The sequence below is a fragment of the Rhodopseudomonas sp. WA056 genome (assembly GCF_010906995.1).
Classification (GTDB): domain Bacteria; phylum Pseudomonadota; class Alphaproteobacteria; order Rhizobiales; family Xanthobacteraceae; genus Rhodopseudomonas; species Rhodopseudomonas palustris_G.
On sequence record NZ_QPFS01000023.1, the window covers coordinates 26,807 to 45,890 of the forward strand.

15 protein-coding genes are annotated in these 19,084 nt (G+C 64.9%); 12 read left to right on the plus strand and 3 right to left on the minus strand.

The window, feature by feature from the left end; genetic code table 11:
- Positions 1–43: 43 nt before the first annotated feature.
- Positions 44–793, minus strand: a complete 750-nt coding sequence (locus DU475_RS07220; protein ID WP_164631534.1) for an alpha/beta hydrolase — start codon at positions 791–793, stop codon at positions 44–46.
- Positions 794–1,264: 471 nt separating this feature from the next.
- Here DU475_RS07220 and DU475_RS07225 point away from each other — a divergent pair, with 471 nt between their 5' ends.
- The 8 genes from DU475_RS07225 to DU475_RS07260 all read left to right on the plus strand — a co-directional run bounded on the left by DU475_RS07225 (position 1,265) and on the right by DU475_RS07260 (position 12,466).
- Complete coding sequence (locus DU475_RS07225) at positions 1,265–2,296, plus strand: class 1 fructose-bisphosphatase (protein ID WP_047308378.1); 1,032 nt, start codon at positions 1,265–1,267, stop codon at positions 2,294–2,296.
- A gap of 37 nt (positions 2,297–2,333) precedes the next feature.
- Positions 2,334–3,209, plus strand: a complete 876-nt coding sequence (locus DU475_RS07230; protein WP_013504458.1) for a phosphoribulokinase — start codon at positions 2,334–2,336, stop codon at positions 3,207–3,209.
- A 34-nt stretch (positions 3,210–3,243) separates the two neighbouring features.
- Entirely contained in the window at positions 3,244–5,259 is a 2,016-nt protein-coding gene (tkt, locus tag DU475_RS07235) for a transketolase (protein WP_164631537.1), read from the plus strand.
- A gap of 59 nt (positions 5,260–5,318) precedes the next feature.
- Entirely contained in the window at positions 5,319–6,404 is a 1,086-nt protein-coding gene (gene fba / locus DU475_RS07240) for a class II fructose-bisphosphate aldolase (protein WP_164631539.1), read from the plus strand.
- A 58-nt stretch (positions 6,405–6,462) separates the two neighbouring features.
- Positions 6,463–7,848 (plus strand): ribulose-bisphosphate carboxylase, encoded by a 1,386-nt coding sequence (locus tag DU475_RS07245; protein WP_047308411.1) that lies wholly within the window; start codon positions 6,463–6,465, stop codon positions 7,846–7,848.
- A 293-nt stretch (positions 7,849–8,141) separates the two neighbouring features.
- Complete coding sequence (locus DU475_RS07250; RefSeq protein WP_013504454.1) at positions 8,142–8,543, plus strand: hypothetical protein; 402 nt, start codon at positions 8,142–8,144, stop codon at positions 8,541–8,543.
- 190 nt (positions 8,544–8,733) lie between these two features.
- Complete coding sequence (locus DU475_RS07255) at positions 8,734–10,428, plus strand: methyl-accepting chemotaxis protein (RefSeq protein WP_164631541.1); 1,695 nt, start codon at positions 8,734–8,736, stop codon at positions 10,426–10,428.
- Between the two features lie 346 nt (positions 10,429–10,774).
- Positions 10,775–12,466: a methyl-accepting chemotaxis protein gene (locus DU475_RS07260; RefSeq protein WP_013504453.1), complete on the plus strand. Its 1,692-nt coding sequence runs from the start codon at positions 10,775–10,777 to the stop codon at positions 12,464–12,466.
- A 102-nt stretch (positions 12,467–12,568) separates the two neighbouring features.
- On the opposite strand, the gene DU475_RS24045 is transcribed toward DU475_RS07260, so the two are convergent.
- Complete coding sequence (locus DU475_RS24045; protein ID WP_013504452.1) at positions 12,569–12,730, minus strand: hypothetical protein; 162 nt, start codon at positions 12,728–12,730, stop codon at positions 12,569–12,571.
- 385 nt (positions 12,731–13,115) lie between these two features.
- Here DU475_RS24045 and DU475_RS07265 point away from each other — a divergent pair, with 385 nt between their 5' ends.
- Complete coding sequence (locus tag DU475_RS07265; protein ID WP_164631543.1) at positions 13,116–13,406, plus strand: FeoA family protein; 291 nt, start codon at positions 13,116–13,118, stop codon at positions 13,404–13,406.
- Positions 13,407–13,440: 34 nt separating this feature from the next.
- Positions 13,441–15,321, plus strand: coding sequence for a ferrous iron transporter B (feoB, locus tag DU475_RS07270; RefSeq protein WP_047307722.1), 1,881 nt, complete (start codon positions 13,441–13,443; stop codon positions 15,319–15,321).
- 56 nt (positions 15,322–15,377) lie between these two features.
- On the opposite strand, the gene DU475_RS07275 is transcribed toward feoB, so the two are convergent.
- Positions 15,378–16,232: a xanthine dehydrogenase gene (locus tag DU475_RS07275; RefSeq protein WP_142883622.1), complete on the minus strand. Its 855-nt coding sequence runs from the start codon at positions 16,230–16,232 to the stop codon at positions 15,378–15,380.
- A gap of 332 nt (positions 16,233–16,564) precedes the next feature.
- Here DU475_RS07275 and DU475_RS07280 point away from each other — a divergent pair, with 332 nt between their 5' ends.
- Together DU475_RS07280 and nifA are read left to right on the plus strand one after the other, a co-directional pair.
- Positions 16,565–17,386, plus strand: a complete 822-nt coding sequence (locus tag DU475_RS07280; RefSeq protein ID WP_047307721.1) for an SDR family NAD(P)-dependent oxidoreductase — start codon at positions 16,565–16,567, stop codon at positions 17,384–17,386.
- 313 nt (positions 17,387–17,699) lie between these two features.
- A partial coding sequence (gene nifA / locus DU475_RS07285) for a nif-specific transcriptional activator NifA (RefSeq protein WP_164631546.1) occupies positions 17,700–19,084 on the plus strand: 1,385 nt, incomplete at its 3' end.

The following is a 19,084-nucleotide window of genomic DNA, read 5'->3' on the forward strand; positions in this document are numbered from 1 at the left end:
ATCCGCTCGGGTCGCGCGGCCTCGGCCCGATCAAGCCTGATCCTCACAGATTCCGCTGCACGAAGCTGTCTATCTCCGCCGCGATCAAGTCCTTGTCGTTGTCGATCGTGGCGACGTGATAGGAGTTGTCCAGCCACCGCAGTTCGATCCGGCTGGAGCCGACGTGGCTCGCGATAACCGTCGCGTTGGTCGGCGACAGCACGTGGTCGACGCGCGAATTGATCACCAGGGTCGGGCACTTGATCTTCGGCAGCAGCGCGCGGGCGGTGGCGGCCAGGCCCATCACCTGCTTGACGCAGGTCACCGGCACCTGGTCGTAGGCCAGCTCCCTGGTTGTGGTGTCGACCATGTCCGAGCCGATCCCGGGGACGAATTCCGGCAGGCCGCGGGCGTAAGCCAGCCCGGCGAGGTCGGGCGAGTCGATCTGCACCGCGGCGTTGATCGGGATCACGCCGGCGACCTTGTCCGGATGCAGCGCCGCCAGATACAGCGACAGCGTGCCGCCCATCGACAGCCCGGCCACGAAGGTCTTGTCGCATCTGGCGGACAGCTGGAGCAGTGCGTCCTCGGCGCAATCGACCCAGTCGCTCGCGGCGGTCTCGGCCATCGCGGCCGGGGAGACACCGTGTCCGGGCAGCCGCGGGCCGAGAATCGAATAGCCGCGCTCCCCGAGCCGTTCGCCGAGATAGCGCATGCTCTGCGGGCTGCCGGTAAATCCGTGCACCAGCAACACGCCGGTCTTGCCGCCGTCGAACGCGAACGCCTCCGCGCCGGCCATCACTGCTTCGCTCATGTGGTTTCCCCCGGTAAAATGGCGGCGCCGTCGCGCGCATCGCTCCGGTCGCTCAACCATCTGTTTTGGTTCAGTTTTCCTATGTCCCCAGAAATCGCCGCGAGCGTCAAGAGAGCCGCGATGCGCGTTTTCGCGCCTCGCGGCAGCGGCAAAGACCCGCTAGGGCTGTGGATGCCCTGCTGTTCTAAAGTATAAGAATGGCGAGTCTCCTGCCCGATGGGAGCCAAATCCTCCGATCGGAGGCTTCCACTTCTGATCTAAATCACGGCGGCCTTCGACTAATTGTGCAGAATGCACGCCGCGCCGCCATTATCCGGTAACCAAATACAGGGTAGCGGCGCTCTATATAAAAATTCCTTTGGTGGTACCAAGGAAAATGCAATTTCTCTTATGTGATCGATCGGCTCACAAGCTCCGCGCAACGGAGCCCGCGAGAGCCAATCGGCCGCGCTGCGTTGTGGGGGAGTCATCATGGATCAGGGCCAAACGCTCTCAGTTCTCTTGGATTCATACGCGGTCGATCCGCAGCGAAAGGCTGTCGCCGCCGCGGTCGGCGCGATCGCCGCGGCGTCGGTCGAAATCTCCGAGCTGATCGGGCAGGGGGCTCTGGCCGGGATCACCGGCGCCGCGCACGGCGGCAGCAATGCCGACGGCGACGTGCAGAAGGATCTCGACGTCAAGGCCGAACAGATCATCGTCGCGTCGCTGAAGGACGTGCCGTATGCGTCGCTGGCCTCCGAGGAGTCCGACACCCTGCTCGACGGCGATCCGGATGCGCTGATCTCGATCGCATACGACCCACTCGACGGCTCGTCCAACATCGACACCAACATGACGGTCGGGACGATCTTCTCGATCATCCCGAACCAGCCCGGCGTGAAGCCGTTCACCGCCCCCGGCTCCTGTCAGATCGCGGCGGGGTTCGTGGTGTACGGGCCGCAGACCTCGCTGGTGCTGACGCTCGGCGACGGCGTCGACATCTTCACGCTCGACCGCAAGGCCAAGGTGTACCGGCTGATCCGCGAGCGAGTCACCGTGCCGGCCGACACCGCCGAATATGCCATCAACGCTTCCAATCATCGCCATTGGGAACAGCCGATCCGCGACTTCGTCGACGAGTGCATCGCCGGCGCCGACGGCCCGCGCGCCAAGGACTTCAACATGCGCTGGATCGGCTCGCTGGTGGCCGAGGTGTATCGCATCCTCACCCGCGGCGGCGTCTTCCTGTATCCGGGCGACAACCGTCCCGGCTACGGCAACGGCCGGCTCCGGTTGCTCTACGAAACCCATCCGATGTCGTTCGTGATGGAGCAGGCCGGCGGCGCCGCTTCGACCGGGCGCGAGCGGGTACTCGATCTCACCGCCAAGACGATCCACCAGCGCTCGCCGCTGATCATGGGGTCGATCGACAAGGTCAAGCGCATCGAACTGCTGCACACCGATCCGAGTGCGGCCTCGCGTTCGGCGCCGCTGTTCGCCCGCCGCGGCCTGTTCCGCGTCTGACGTCGTCTCCCCCGGTTGGAATTGGAAGTACCTCCTCATGTCCCGTAAGCATCCGATCATCTCCATCACCGGCTCCTCCGGCGCCGGCACCACTTCCGTGAAGAAGACGTTCGAGCAGATCTTCCGCCGCGAGAACGTCAACGCCGCGTTCATCGAGGGCGATGCGTTTCACCGCTACAATCGCGTCGACATGCGCAACAAGATGGCGGAGGAAGCCGAGCGCGGAAACCGCCACTTCAGCCATTTCAGCCCCGAGACCAACCTGTTCGAGGAGCTGGAGCAGACCTTCAAGAGCTATGCCGAGACCGGCACCGGCCGCACCCGCAACTACGTCCACGACGACGAGGAAGCCGCGCTGCACGGCGTCCCGCCCGGCAATTTCACCGGCTGGCGCGACCTCGATCCGCAGTCCGACCTGTTGTTCTACGAAGGCCTGCACGGCGCGGTGATCACCGAGAAGGTCAACGTCGCACAGCACGCCGACCTCAAGATCGGCGTCGTGCCGGTGATCAACCTCGAATGGATTCAGAAGCTGCACCGCGACCGCGCGGCCCGCGGCTATTCGACCGAGGCGGTGACCGACACCATCCTGCGCCGTATGCCGGACTACGTGCACTACATCGTGCCGCAGTTCGCCGAGACCGACATCAACTTCCAGCGGGTGCCGACCGTCGACACCTCGAACCCGTTCATCGCGCGCTGGATCCCCACCGCTGACGAATCGATGGTGGTGATCCGCTTCAAGAACCCGCGCGGCATCGACTTCGCGTATCTGCTGTCGATGATCCAGGGCAGCTTCATGTCGCGCGCCAATTCGATCGTGATCCACGGCGCCAAGCTCGATCTGGCGATGCAGCTCATCCTGACGCCGCTGATCATGCAACTGATCGACCGCAAGCGAAGCGTGAAGTAATGCCCAACATCTGTAGAAATCTGGGGAGGCCGGTTTGAACGTTCCCGCACGCGACATCCACGACAAGGTCACGCATCGCGACATGGCGAATGCGATCCGCTTTCTCGCCATCGACGGCGTCGAGAAGGCGAAGTCCGGCCACCCGGGCATGCCGATGGGCATGGCCGACGTCGCCACCGTGCTGTTCACCCGCTTCCTGAAGTTCGATCCGGCCGATCCGGCCTGGGCCGACCGCGACCGCTTCGTGCTGTCGGCCGGCCATGGCTCGATGCTGCTGTACGCGCTGCTGCATCTGACCGGCTATCCGGACGTGACGATCGATCAGCTCAAGGCGTTCCGGCAGTGGGGTTCGAAGACCCCGGGCCATCCGGAATACGGCCATACCCAGGGCGTCGAGACCACCACCGGCCCGCTCGGCCAGGGTCTTGCGACCTCGGTCGGCATGGCGCTCGCCGAGCGCATGATGAACGCGCGCTACGGCGATGCGCTGGTCGATCACTATACCTATGTGATCGCCGGTGACGGCTGCCTGATGGAAGGCGTCAGCCACGAGGCGATCTCGCTGGCCGGCCACCTCAAGCTGAGCAAGCTGATCGTGCTGTGGGACGATAATCACATCTCGATCGACGGCGACACCTCGCTGTCGTGCTCGGACGATCAGCTCGCGCGCTTCGCCGCGTCGGGCTGGGCTACCACCCGCGTCGACGGCCACGATCCGGAAGCGGTCGCGGCTGCGATCGAGCAGGCCAAAAAGAGCGACCGTCCGTCGCTGATCGCCTGCCGCACCACCATCGGCTTCGGCTCGCCGAAGGTGGCGGGCACCGAGAAGGCGCATGGTGCACCGCTCGGCGCCGAGGAGGTCGAGAAGACCCGCGCCGCGCTGAACTGGCCGTATCCGCCGTTCGAGATCCCGGATGCCATCCTGGCGCGCTGGCGCGAGGCTGGTGGCCGCGGCAAGGCGGCGCACGAGGCCTGGAATCAGCGGCTGGCCGCGGCCGACGCTGCGACCCGCACCGGCTTCACCGATGCGCTCGCCGGCAAGCTGTCGGCGGACTACGAAGGCGCGCTGCAGGGCCTGATCGCCAAGTTCGACGCCGAAGAGCCGACCATCGCCACCCGTCAGGCGTCGCAGCTCACCATCGACGCCATCGTGCCGGCGTCGCCGAACATCCTCGGCGGCTCGGCAGACCTGACGCACTCCAACCTGACGCATGCCAAGGGCACCACGTCGGTGAAGCCCGGCGCGTTCGGCGGCAACTACCTGCACTACGGCATCCGCGAATTCGGCATGGCGGCGGCGATGAACGGCATCGCGCTGCACGGCGGCTTCGTGCCGTTCGGCGGCACCTTCCTGGTGTTCGCCGACTACAGCCGTCCGGCGATCCGCCTCGCGGCGCTGATGGGCGTGCGCGTCATCCACGTGATGACCCACGATTCGATCGGCCTCGGCGAAGACGGTCCGACCCATCAGCCGGTCGAGCACGTCGCCTCGCTGCGCGCGATCCCGAACGTCCTGGTGTTCCGCCCGGCCGATGCGATCGAGACCGCGCAGGCCTGGGACTGTGCGCTGAAGCAGACCTCGCGTCCGTCGGTGCTGGCGTTGTCGCGCCAGGGCCTGCCGGCACTGCCGCGTCCGAACGGCGCGAGCGGCAATCCGGTGGCGCGCGGCGCTTACGTCGTGGTCGATCCGGGCCAGCGTGACGTCACCCTGATCGCCACCGGCTCGGAAGTGTCGCTGGCGCTCGAAGCCGCCAAGAAACTCGGCGAAGCCGGCGTCAAGGCGGCGGTGGTTTCGGCCCCGTGCTTCGAACTGTTCGCCGAACAGGACGACGCCTACCGCGCCAGCGTGCTCGGCACCGCGCCGCGGGTTGGCATCGAAGCGGCGCGCGACATCGATTGGCGCCGCTGGATCGGCGATACCGGCGCGTTCGTCGGCATGACCGGGTTCGGTGCCTCGGCGCCGGCGCCGGTGCTGTACCAGAAGTTCGGCATCACCGCGGATGCGGTGGTGGAAGCTGCCAAGGGCGCGATCGCCCGCGGCAAGCACTGAGCCCGATTTTTGAACATCAGGACGACCCTGTCGTCACACAGTCAGTTTGAGGAGACATCATGGCGCGTATCACCCTGAGGCAATTGCTGGATCACGCCGCCGAGCACGGCTACGGCGTGCCCGCGTTCAACATCAACAACATGGAGCAGGGCCTCGCGATCATGGAGGCGGCGGCTGCGGTCGACGCGCCGGTGATCATCCAGGCGTCGCGCGGCGCCCGCTCCTATGCCAACGACATCATGCTGGCGAAGATGATCGACGCGCTGGCCGAGATGTATCCGGACATCCCGCTGTGCATGCATCAGGACCACGGCAACGACGAGGCCACCTGCGCCACCGCGATCAAATACGGCTTCACCTCGGTGATGATGGACGGCTCGCTCAAGGCCGACGCCAAGACCGCCGCCGACTACGAGTACAACGTCGACATCACCCGCCGCGTCGTCGACATGGCGCACTGGGTCGGCGCCTCGGTGGAAGGTGAGCTCGGCGTGCTCGGTTCGCTGGAGCATGGCGGCGGCGAGCAGGAAGACGGTCACGGCGTCGAGGGCAAGGTCAGCCGCGAGCAGCTCCTGACCGACCCGGACCAGGCGGTCGAGTTCGTGCGCGCCACCAAGGTCGACGCGCTGGCGATCGCGATGGGCACCTCGCACGGCGCCTACAAGTTCAGCCGCAAACCGGACGGCGACGTGCTGGCCATGAAGGTGGTCGAGGAGATCCACCGCCGTCTGCCGAACACCCATCTGGTGATGCACGGCTCGTCGTCGGTGCCGCAGGAACTGCAGGACATCTTCAACGAGTTCGGCGGCGCGATGCCGCAGACCTTCGGCGTTCCGGTCGAGGAAATCGTCCGCGGCATCAAGCACGGCGTCCGCAAGGTCAACATCGACACCGACTGCCGTCTGGCGATGACCGGCGTGTTCCGGAAAGTGGCGACCCAGAACAAGGCGGAGTTCGATCCGCGCAAGTTCCTGAAGCCCGCGATGGATGCGATGCGCGACATCTGCAAGCTGCGCTTCGAGCAGTTCGGTACCGCCGGCAATGCCGGCAAGATCAAGGTCGTGCCGATGTCGGAAATGGCCAAGCGCTACAAGTCCGGCGCGCTCGATCCGCAGATCGGCCAGGTCGCCCGCGCCGCGGAGTAACCGGGATTAATCCGCGGCGGCCAGCGCGCCGCCGCGCCTCGCATTGCAGGAGATCACCATGGACCAGTCGAACCGCTACGCCAACCTCAACCTCAAAGAGAGCGAGCTGATCGCGGGCGGACGGCATGTGCTGTGCGCCTACATCATGAAGCCGAAGGCCGGCTTCGGCAACTTCATCCAGACCGCCGCGCACTTCGCCGCCGAATCCTCGACCGGCACCAACGTCGAAGTCTCCACCACCGACGACTTCACCCGCGGCGTCGATGCGCTGGTGTACGAGATCGACGAGGCCAAGGGCCTGATGAAGATCGCGTACCCGATCGAGCTGTTCGATCGCAACGTGATCGATGGCCGCGCCATGATCGCCTCGTTCCTCACCCTGACGATCGGCAACAACCAGGGCATGGGCGACGTCGAATACGCCAAGATGTACGATTTCTACGTGCCGCCGGCGTATCTCAAGCTGTTCGACGGCCCGTCGACCACGATTCGGGATCTGTGGCGCGTGCTCGGCCGGCCGGTGATCAACGGCGGCTTCATCGTCGGCACCATCATCAAGCCGAAGCTCGGCCTGCGTCCGCAGCCGTTCGCCAATGCCTGCTACGATTTCTGGCTGGGCGGCGACTTCATCAAGAACGACGAGCCGCAGGGCAACCAGGTGTTCGCGCCGTTCAAGGATACGGTGCGTGCCGTCTCCGAGGCGATGCGCCGGGCGCAGGACAAGACCGGCGAGGCCAAGCTGTTCTCGTTCAACATCACCGCCGACGATCACTACGAGATGCTGGCGCGCGGCGAGTTCATTCTCGAGACCTTCGCCGACAATGCCGACCACGTCGCCTTCCTGGTCGATGGCTACGTCGCCGGCCCGGCGGCGGTGACCACCGCACGCCGCGCGTTCCCGAAGCAGTACCTGCACTATCATCGGGCGGGCCACGGTGCGGTGACCTCGCCGCAATCGCAGCGCGGCTACACCGCCTTCGTTCTGTCCAAGATGTCGCGACTGCAGGGCGCCTCGGGCATCCATGTCGGCACCATGGGGTTCGGCAAGATGGAAGGTGAAGCCTCCGATCGGGCCGCGGCCTTCATGATCACCGAGGATGCGGCCGACGGTCCGTACTTCCACCAGGAGTGGCTCGGTATGAACCCGACCACCCCGATCATCTCCGGCGGCATGAACGCGCTGCGGATGCCGGGCTTCTTCGACAATCTCGGCCATTCCAACCTGATCATGACGGCGGGCGGCGGTGCGTTCGGCCACGTCGATGGCGGCGCGGCGGGCGCCAAGTCGCTGCGTCAGGCCGAACAGTGCTGGAAGCAGGGCGCAGACCCGGTCGAGTTCGCCAAGGATCACCGCGAATTCGCCCGCGCGTTCGAGAGCTTCCCGCAGGACGCCGACAAGCTGTATCCGAACTGGCGCGCCAAGCTGAAGCCGCAGGCGGCGTAAGCTTCTCGCAGACCGACACGATCTTCTCACGGCCCGCGCTCCGGCGCGGGCCGTTTGCTTTGGCCTCGCAGTACGTCGAGCCTTGGGATGACGAATTCGTAGATCCGTTGCATTCGCCGTTGAATTGATCTCAACCGCACCGGAAGCATCAACTGAAAAGAAACGATCGGCGCCGGTTCGGCGGTGACGGCTTGCGTTTCCGGCCGCCCGTGCAATGCTGGGCTGTAGTCACGGGTCAATTCGCGTCGGCGTTCTGCTGGTTTCGGCGGGCGCCGTAACGTCGGAGAACACAGATGACTCACACTCGCTCCGGTCCGTATCAGTTTCAGATCGCCGTCAACGGTGTGAACTACGCGAGTACGTTCGTGCTGATCGACAACCGTTTGATCACCGTGACGGCGGCGGGCCTGAAACGCACAGCGCTGCTCGGCATGATGCCGCCGCTGGCCCTGGCGGAGTTCCTTGCTGGCGAGCTCGTTCGTGACCATCTCGCCCGCGCGGCTGCGGCGGCCGCCCATCCGCATCTTGAAGAAGACGACGAATCGCCGGCTTCCGCCTCGGAAGCTGCCGAAGTCGGGGAGGCAGCGCCTCCCCCGGAACCACACGAGGCGCACAGGGGGTGGTTCGGCAGGCACCTGTTGCGCTGGGTCGGTGCTGATTCCGTGCATCCGGGCGCGGAGTTCTCCCGTCGTTAGGACGTTGGCGACAATTCTACGTAGTTGTACGCATCGCCAAATTAAGAAACCCGCAAGCGGCGAGACTCAGAGTGGCCGCGGTGCAGGAGCGCAGTCGTATCGGCTGATTCACTGATTGCGAATCCGGTTCGACGCCTGGACTTCGTCAGGTGACGGTGTGCGCCGTGGTCTTTCTCACAGGATGATGTCGATGCTCGCCAAGCTGTCCATTCGTATCAAAATCGTGACGCTCGTTGCGCTGCTGCTGATCGCGCTGTCGGGGCTCGGTGCCCTCAGCGTATTCAAGCTGAGCTCGATGAACGCCAATACCGTCGAGATCACCACCAACTGGCTGCCGACGGTGACGGCTCTTGGCGAGATGCGGGCGCAGGTCCTGTCCTATCGAATGAAGCTGCGCGATCACCTTCTTGAAACCAGCGACGACCGGATGGTGGCTATCGAAAAGCAGATCGAGGCGATCGATGGCAGGATCAAGGATGCCCAGAAGCGCTACGAAGTCCTGATATCCTCGCCCGAGGAGAGGCAGATCTACCAGAGCTGGGTCGCGAACTGGGACAAATACAAAGCCGTTGTGCCGAAGCTGATCGAGCTTTCGCGCAAGGCCAACAGCGGGCAGATCTCGGTCGAGGGAGCGAGCTTGCTCGCGGGGACGTTGACGCCGCTCGCCGATCAGATGGACACTTATCTCCAGAAAGACATCGACCTGAACAACAAGGGTGCGGCCGACGCCAGCAGCGCGGCGGCGGAGACTTACAGCTCTGCGTTCCTCATTGTCGTCGCGATCCTGACTCTTGCGATTGTGGGCGGTGTCTTTGCCAGCGTGCTGGTGATCCGCGACATCACCCTGGCGATTGCGTCGATCATCGCGCCGATGCAGGACCTCGGGAAGGGCGATCTCGCCGCCGACGTGCCGCATCGCGGCGAGGCGACCGAAATCGGCCGGATGGCCGACGCGCTGCAGATCTTCAAGGAGGCGTTGATCGCCAAGCGCGACGCCGATGCCGCCGCGGCCAAGGAGGCCGAAGAGAAGATCGCCCGCGCCCAACGGGTCGACAGCGCAACCCGGCAGTTCGAGCGCGCCATCGGCGAGATCGTCGACACCGTGTCCTCGGCGTCCACCGAACTCGAAGCCTCGGCCAGCACCCTGACCTCGACCGCCGAGCGATCCCAGGAACTTGCGACGTCGGTCGCTGCGGCTTCCGAGGAGGCCTCGACCAATGTGCAATCGGTGGCGTCGGCGACCGAGGAGATGACCTCGTCGATCACCGAGATCAGCCGTCAGGTTCAGGAGTCGGCGCGCATCGCCAACGATGCGGTCGATCAGGCCCGCAAGACCAACGAGAGCGTCAGCACGCTGTCGCACGCCGCGGCGCGGATCGGTGACGTCGTCGAACTGATCAACACCATTGCCGGCCAGACCAACCTGCTCGCGCTGAACGCCACCATCGAGGCGGCGCGCGCCGGTGAGGCCGGACGCGGCTTCGCCGTGGTCGCTGCCGAGGTCAAGGCGCTGGCCGAGCAGACCGCAAAGGCGACCGGCGAGATCGGCCAGCACATCGCCGGCATTCAGAGTGCGACCGGCCAGTCGGTCGATGCCATCAAGGAGATCGGCCAGACCATCGGGCGGATGTCGGAAATCGCATCGACGATCGCATCTGCGGTCGAAGAGCAGGGCGCCGCGACCCAGGAAATCTCGCGCAACGTCCAGCAGGCGGCGCATGGCACCCAGCAGGTGTCATCCAACATCACCGACGTTCAACGCGGCGCCACCGAGACCGGCTCGGCGTCCTCGCAGGTGTTGTCGGCGGCGCAATCGCTGTCGCAGGACAGCAACCGGCTGAAAGTCGAAGTCACCAGATTCCTCGACACGGTGCGGGCCGCCTGAGCGGCGGCCGAACGTGTGCGGTGTCGCCTGGTCGGCTTGCGGCGCAAGGCTCCCGCCCTTGAGCGCAATCTCGTCCTGGCCGGGCGCGTCCCGGTAAACGACGATTTGCGTGCGGTGCAAGATGCAGTTCGGAGTTGTCTGTTCCGTTGATCGCTACCAAGGCGGGCGTTGGTGGTTCGACGAATTCGGTAGTTCTACGGGGCGGCGCTTTAACACCCTCTCAATACGCATAGCTGCAAGTTGGTTCCATTGATCGTTCCCACGTCCGGCTTCATCTCCCTGCGGGATGGATCGGGCGTGACGGTCACAACCTGTCCGACCATCTTCCCCAGGCGAGTAGAAGCCGATGTTGTCCAGTCTCTCGATTCGTACCAAGATCATCGCGCTCGTGGCGCTTCTCCTCGTGGCGACGGCGGGAATTGGCGGCCTCGGCCTGCTCAAGATGCGAACCTTGAACAACTCGACGGTCGACATCGCCACCAATTGGCTGCCGAGCGTGCGTGTCCTCGGTGATATTCGCACCACCATGGCGATGTACCGGGTGACGTTGCGCGCCCACGCGATGGAAGTGACGGCGGAAGGCAAGGCGACCGCGGCGAAGCGGATCGCAGGCGTCGAAGAGGTGCTGAACAAGCAGATCGCCAGCTATCAGAAGATGATCACGTCGCCTGAAGAGAAGGCGCTGTATGATCAGCTCGACAAGGAGCTGAAGGTTTATCTCGACGGCGCCAAGAAGGCGGTGGAGATGTCGCAGCAGAGCCTCGGGCAATCGACCGCGGAACTGGGCGTGTACCTCACCAAGACGCTCGGGCCGATCGGGGGGCGGGTCGATGCCGTGCTCCAGAAGAGCGTCGACCTGAACAATAAGGGCTCCGATCAATCCACGGCCGCGGCGGAGGCTGCCTACAGCTCGGCGACTATGATCGTCGTCGGCATTCTGGCGCTGGCGGTCGCCTTCGGGGTCGTCGCGAGCTATCTGGTGATTCGCGACATCAGCCGCGGCATCGCCTCGATCATTTCGCCGATGCAGGCCCTTGGTCGAGGCGATCTGGCGGCCGAAGTTCCGCACCGTGGCGAGTCGACCGAGATCGGCGCGATGGCCGATGCGCTGCAGATCTTCAAGGAGGCGCTGATCGCCAAGCGCGACGCTGACGCGGCCGCGGCGCGCGAGGCCGAGGAGAAGATCGCGCGCGGTCAGCGCGTCGATGCCGCGACCCGGCAGTTCGAGCGCGCGATCGGCGAGATCGTCGAAACGGTATCGTCGGCCTCGACCGAGCTCGAAGCCTCGGCCGGTACCCTGACCTCGACCGCCGATCGGTCCCAGCAATTGGCGACCTCGGTTGCTGCCGCGTCCGAGGAAGCGTCGACCAACGTTCAGTCGGTCGCCTCGGCGACCGAGGAAATGTCGTCTTCGATCACCGAAATCAGCCGTCAGGTGCAGGAATCCTCCCGGATCGCCTCGGAGGCGGTGGAGCAGGCCCGCAAGACCAATGACAGCGTCGGCGATCTGTCGGAGGCTGCCAGCCGGATCGGCGACGTGGTCGAGCTGATCAACACCATTGCCGGCCAGACCAATCTGCTGGCGCTCAACGCCACGATCGAGGCGGCCCGCGCCGGCGAGGCGGGGCGTGGCTTTGCGGTGGTGGCCGCCGAGGTCAAGGCGCTGGCGGAACAGACGGCGAAGGCCACCGGCGAGATCAGCCAGCATATTACGGGAATTCAGTCGGCCACCAACGAGTCGGTCGATGCGATCCGTGAGATCGGCCTCACGATCGGGCGGATGTCGGAGATTTCGTCCGCCATCGCGGCCGCTGTCGAGGAGCAGGGGGCCGCGACCCGCGAAATCTCCCGCAACGTCCAGATGGCTGCGCGGGGAACCCAGGAAGTGTCGTCCAACGTCACCGATGTGCAGCGCGGCGCCACCGAAACCGGCTCGGCGTCGTCTCAGGTGCTGTCGGCCGCGCAGTCCCTGTCACAAGAGTCCAGCCGCCTGAAGATCGAAGTTGCCAACTTCCTCGATACGGTTCGGGCGGCCTGATCGGGTCTGCCGCAAAGCGCCCGCCGCGAAGGCGGCGGGCACGAGGCCCCGCGAATGTCGCTGATGTGGCCGGCGTTCCGATCGTAGCGCTGCTTCGTTCGGTCAGACGAACCGTTTGGCGATCAGCAGGCAGAGCAGCACCGATCCCGATGAAGCCAGCACCGTCGCCATATTGGTCAGGTTCCGGGTCAGCACCCTGAACCACGAGTCGCCGGCCGAAGCGGCCGGCCTCCGTCGTTTTGTCTTGGTGGTCTTGGCTGACATCGTGCTTTCCGGTGGGAGCTGCGATCGTCTCTCGCGATTCGGCCGTGAAGCGATCGGGGGAGATTTTGTGCTGATTGTCGCGCGCGGCGTTGGCTGAAGCCTTAACGGGACATGTGGGCGACCGTCGATCGCGCTCCATGGTTACGGATCCCGGCACCGCCCGCGCTCCGGGCTTTTGCTCAAGGCGAGGCAATACGCACCGGCGTGCTCGGCCTTCGCCGATTGAATCGGCCGTCGCAAGGCCGCCGATTTGTGCGAAATCAAACCAATTTCCGGCGCTTTCTTGTTAGATGCGAATGATAGCGCCTGTTACAATCGTTCTAAATTCCCAACGGCGCCGGCTTCACTGTCTTGACCTTCGCGGCGCCGATTGGAAAAACAAATAATGACCAACAGTCCCTCTCAGAACGGCCTCAGCCTCAACCAGCCCATCCTGCTGGGGAATGCGCGTCGCGGCGATCGCGGCGTCGTGCAGGCGATCGATCCGCAGCGTGGAACGTCGTCGTTGCAGCCGATCGAGCTGGAGAGCCGACTGATCGAGTTCGGCTTCGTCGAGGGCGCCAAGGTCGAGGTTCTGCACGAGGGTATCATCGGCCGGGATCCGATCGCGGTCCGGGTCGACAACATCACCATTGCCGTCCGCCGGCGCGAGGCGATGGCAGTCGTGTTGATGTGACGCGCTGATTGCAGATTGATGTGGCGATTGCGCGATGAGTTCTATCGAATCCCAGCCGTTCAACCTTGCGTTGGTTGGCACGCCGAATAGCGGCAAGACGTCCCTTTTCAATGCACTGACGGGTAGCCGCCAGAAGGTCGCGAACTACCCGGGCGTGACGGTCGAGCGCAAAACCGGCCTGTTCACGACCCCCGGCGGTCGTGTCGTCAGCCTGGTCGACCTGCCCGGCACCTATTCGTTGCGCGGGCGCAGCCCGGACGAAGAGATTACCCGCGACGTCGTGCTCGGCCGCAAGCCCGGCGAGACGGTGCCCGATCTGGTGCTGTGCGTTGCCGACTCCACCAATCTGCGGCTGACCTTCCGGCTGATGCTGGAATTGAAGGCGACCGGTCGGCCGCTGATGCTCGTGCTCAACATGTACGACATCGCGATGCGCCGCGGCGTCACGGTCGATGTCGAAAAGCTGTCGGCGCAGCTTGGTGTTCCGGTGGTGACCTCGATCGCGGTCCGCAAGGGCGGGACCGCGGAGCTGCTGAAGCGGACCGATGAATTTGCCGCCCAGGCGCCCGCGCCCTCCGTCGGGGATCACTGGCGACCGCTGACCACCAGCGAGCTGCGCGCGTTGCAGCGCGAGGCGGACCGGATCATTGGCGAATGCGTCAGCCTGCCGGCGCGGCCGCATACCCTCACGGCCCAGGTCGACCGTGTCGTGCTGCACCCGGTGGCCGGTCTGTTGATCCTGATCCTCATCCTGTTCGTGATGTTCCAGGCGGTGTTTTCCTGGGCGCAGCCGATCATGGAACTGATCTCCGGCGGGTTCGAGGCGCTCGGCGCGTTCGTGCAGGCCAACATGCCCGAAGGGCTGTTGCAGAGCTTCCTGCAGAACGGCGTGATCTCCGGCGTCGGCAGCGTCATCGTGTTCCTGCCGCAGATCATCATCATCTTCCTGTTCATCCTGCTGCTGGAAGATCTCGGCTACATGGCCCGGGCCGCATTCCTGATGGATCGCATCATGGGCGGTGCCGGGCTGCACGGCCGCGCCTTCATTCCGCTGCTGTCGAGCTTCGCCTGCGCGATTCCGGGCATCATGGCGACCCGGGTGATCGACAACAAGCGCGACCGCCTGACCACCATCCTGATCGCGCCGCTGATGACCTGCTCGGCGCGCATCCCGGTCTACACCCTGATCATCTCCGCCTTCGTCCCGGCCGAACAGGTGTTCGGCTGGGTCAATCTGCAGGGGCTGGTGATGTTCGGCCTCTACACCGCGGGTATCGCCAGCGCGCTGGCGGTGTCGGCGCTGGTCAAGTTCTTCATGTGGCGCGACTACGAGCCGGCACCGTTCATGCTGGAACTGCCGGACTACAAGATGCCGCGGCTGAAGAGCGTGGCGATCGGCATCTACACGCGCGCCAAGATGTTTCTGCAGCGCGCCGGTACCACCATCTTCTCGATGATGGTGCTGATCTGGTTCCTGGCGTCGTTCCCGCGTCCGCCGGCCGGGGCGACGGAACCGGCGATCGACTACAGTCTGGCGTCGATCATCGGTCACGCGATCGAGCCGGTGCTCGCGCCGCTGGGCTTCAACTGGCAGATCGCGGTCGCGCTGATCCCCGGCATGGCGGCGCGCGAAGTAGCGGTGGCAGCGCTCGGCACCGTCTATGCGATCGAGGGCGGTAAGGAAGCAGCCGAGCAGATCGGCCAGGTGCTGGCCTCGAAATGGAGCTTCGCCACCGCGCTGTCGCTGCTGGCCTGGTTCGTGTTCGCGCCGCAATGCGCCTCGACGCTGGCGGTGATCAAGCGCGAAACCGGAAGCTGGCGCTGGATGGGCGTCACCTTCATCTACATGTTCGCGCTCGCCTATATCGCCAGCCTGATCACCTACAACGTCGCAGTCGCGCTCGGCGCCGGCTAGCGCCGGCGCCGATCCGGGCGTGACTATCCGGAACCGATAGCGGCCAGTCGCTCGGCCTAGAACGCTGAGAGCGGCTGCGCAGTGCGGTTGGTGCGGGCGTCGATCTGCGGCTGCACGGCGCGCAGGACCGCATTGGCAATCCCACGGCCGCGATCGTCGATCCCGGTCCATTGCGCATGGCGGCCGCGGGAGTCGACTTCCATCAGCTTGACGCCTTGCGGCACGTCCTGGCCGTCGCGGACCACGCCACGCAGGATGCCGTCGCACGGCGCGCGTACCGGGATGCCGCCGAGATGGCCGACCGGAAAGCCGTTGAACACTCGGCTGCCGATCTCGACCGCGGTTCGCCATTTTCCGCCGGCCTGCGAATACTGGAAGCGTTCGGCGCCGACGCCGCCCAGCGGACTGGCGATGCCGTCGGCCGCATCGGTCCAGCCGGCGCCGATGACGACGCCGCTGCGGCCGGGGCGGGTTTCGATCGCGACGTCGCAATTCGCGGACGTCGAGAAGCCGGGGCCGAGGCCGACGCTGACGCGCGCCAGCCGCCGCAGGTCAGGGGTAACGCGGTGCTTCTGCATCCGCGCGTCGACAAGGATGTCGATCGGGCCGATCGGCAGCAGGTCGGCAAGTGCCAGCCAGGTCACCAGCACGCTGTCGGACTGCCGCAGCGCCTGGAAGATCTCGGTGCCGTGGTCGACGCGTGCGCCGCGGACGCCTTCGATTGTGACCTCGTCGCCGTACAGTGCGTCGTGGAACGCCATCTTGCGGCGGATCACAGGCGGAAACGGATCGTGGGACATCACCACACAGCGGCCGGCGCGATGCAGATGAACCGCCACGGCGGAGGCGATCTCGTTGGTCCCGAGTACGACCGCAAAGCCGCCGGCGCCGAGCTGGAGAAACTGCGTCATCACCACCACGCTGTGTCCATTGTTCGGAATGGCTTGAAGCAAGAGCCGGACCAGAGCGGTGGATCGCTGTCAGTGGTACCCAGTAGCGGGATGTGATGTCGGAAAGCCAACGTTGTGTCGGATGCGCGGCGCGGCTGGTGTCGCTCTGATGACATCCCTTGGCAACTGGACGTGATCTATCAGCCTAAATCAAAGGTCGTAGCGGTTGGCCCGGTTCATGCAAGCTCAACTGCAACGAAATCACTGGAGACCGTCCCGTGCACCCAGAACCACTGCACGCCGAGCGGCCCGATTCCGCACCGTCATCGCATCCAGCTACGCGTCCTGCCGAGATGCCGCCCGGTATGCCGGCAGGAATGCCGGCCGCCGCCGGCGGCGCCTGCCCGTTTCACAACGATCAGCGCGAGGCGCGTACCGGTAAGCAGAAGACCCTGGTGCTGACCGGCGCATCGCGTGGCATCGGCCATGCCACCGGCAAGCTGTTCTCGGACGCCGGCTGGCGCATCATTACCTGCTCGCGGCAGCCGTTTGCTGATGATCGCTGCCCGTGGGCGACCGGCCTCGAGAACCACGTCGCGGTCGAGCTTGCCGATCACCGCGCCGTGCCAAGGGCGATCGACGAACTGAAGGAGAAGCTGGCCGGCGGTCCGCTGCATGCGCTGATCAACAACGCCGCAATCTCGCCCAAGAGCGCCGAGGGCGAACGGCTGACCTCGTTGAACACGCCGGTCGGCACCTGGATGAGCGTGTTCCACGTCAACCTGCTGGCGCCGGTGATGCTGGCGCAGGGATTGTTCGACGAACTGCGCGCCGGCCAGGGCTCGATCGTCAACGTCACCTCGATCGTCGGTTCGCGGGTGCATCCGTTCGCCGGCAGCGCCTATGCGACTTCGAAAGCGGCGCTGACCTGTCTGACCCGGGAGATGGCGCACGACTACGCGCCCTACGGCATCCGGGTGAACGCGATCGCGCCCGGCGAGATCAAGACCGACATTCTGTCGCCGGAAACCGAGGCGATGCTGGCTCCGACGATTCCGATGCGGCGGATCGGAACCCCGGAGGAGGTCGCCAAGGTGATGTTCTTTCTGTGCTCCGATGCGGCCAGCTACGTCACGGGCGAGGAAATCCATATCAATGGCGGGCAGCACGTCTGACACGTCAGCCGTGGCGAATAGTCAGCCGTTAGTCTGCAACTGATTGGCAATCACTTGGGCCGTGTGCCGGCTGCCGATCTTTTGGTCGATCTATTTTGCGCTGCGTCAATGCGGTACCGGCGCCGGACTGGTGCTAGAGTAGTAATCAGTTGATTATCAGCATTTTCGCCGGTGGTAACGAACTAAGCAGAGCTAGCCATAACTTCCGCAGCGATGCAGCCAAGATGAGCACGACATCTGGTTGGAATTCATCCACAATCTCGAAACGCTCCGGATCTGACGGGGGAAGGCTCGGGAGCGATGGAGACGAGCTATGGCTCAGCGCGAAATCCGCCTTGTCGAAAACGAGTATCCGTCGCAATCGATGACCCATCCCCCAATACCGCTGAGTGATATCGCGCTCACCGGCATTTTCGAGATTTCGAAAATCCTCACATCCCCGGCGCGGCTGGAGATTACTCTCGCCAACGTCGTCAACCTGCTGCAGTCGTTTTTGCAGATGCGTAATGGCGTGGTGTCGCTGCTCGCCGACGATGGCGTGCCCGATATTACCGTCGGCGTCGGCTGGAACGAGGGCAGCGACAATCGCTACCGCGCCCGGTTGCCGCAGAAGGCGATCGACCAGATCGTCGCGACCGCGGTCCCGCTGGTCGCCGACAATGTCTCCAGCCACCCGATGTTCACCGCCGCCGACGCGCTGGCGCTCGGCGCCACCGACGAGATCCGGGTGTCGTTCATCGGGGTGCCGATCCGGATCGATTCGCGGGTGGTGGGCACGCTGAGCATCGATCGCGTCCGTGACGGCCGGTCGCATTTCCGGATGGACGCCGACGTCCGCTTTCTCACCATGGTGGCCAACCTGATCGGCCAGACCGTGAAGCTGCATCGGGTGGTGACGCGCGATCGCGAGCGGCTGATGGCGGAAAGCCACCGGCTGCAGAAGGAACTGTCCGAGCTGAAGCCCGAGCGCGAGCGCAAGCGGGTCAAGGTCGACGGTATCGTCGGCGAGAGCCCGGCAATCAGGAAGTTGCTGGCCAAGGTCAGCATTATTGCGAAGTCGCAGTCACCGGTGTTGCTGCGTGGCGAGTCCGGCACCGGCAAGGAGCTGATTGCCAAAGCGATCCACGAATTGTCGGCGCGCGCCAACGGCCCATTCATCAAGATCAACTGCGCGGCGCTGCCGGAATCGGTGCTGGAATCCGAACTGTTCGGTCACGAGAAGGGGGCGTTCACCGGTGCGATCGCCTCGCGCAAGGGGCGGTTCGAACTCGCCGACAAGGGCACGCTGTTTCTCGACGAGATCGGCGAGATTTCGGCCTCCTTCCAGGCCAAGCTGCTGCGCGTGCTCCAGGAACAGGAATTCGAGCGGGTCGGCGGCAATCAGACCATCAAGGTCAATGTCCGGATCGTTGCCGCCACCAACCGCAATCTGGAAGAAGCGGTGGCGCGCAAGGAATTCCGCGCCGACCTGTACTACCGCATCAACGTGGTGCCGATGATCCTTCCGCCGCTGCGCGACCGGCCCACCGACATTCCGCTGCTGGCGACCGAATTCCTGAAAAACTTCAACAAGGAGAACGGGCGCGAGCTGTCTTTCGAGCAGCACGCGCTGGATCTGCTGAAAGCGTGCTCGTTCCCCGGCAATGTCCGCGAGCTGGAGAACTGCGTGCGCCGGACTGCGACCTTCGCAGGGGGCCC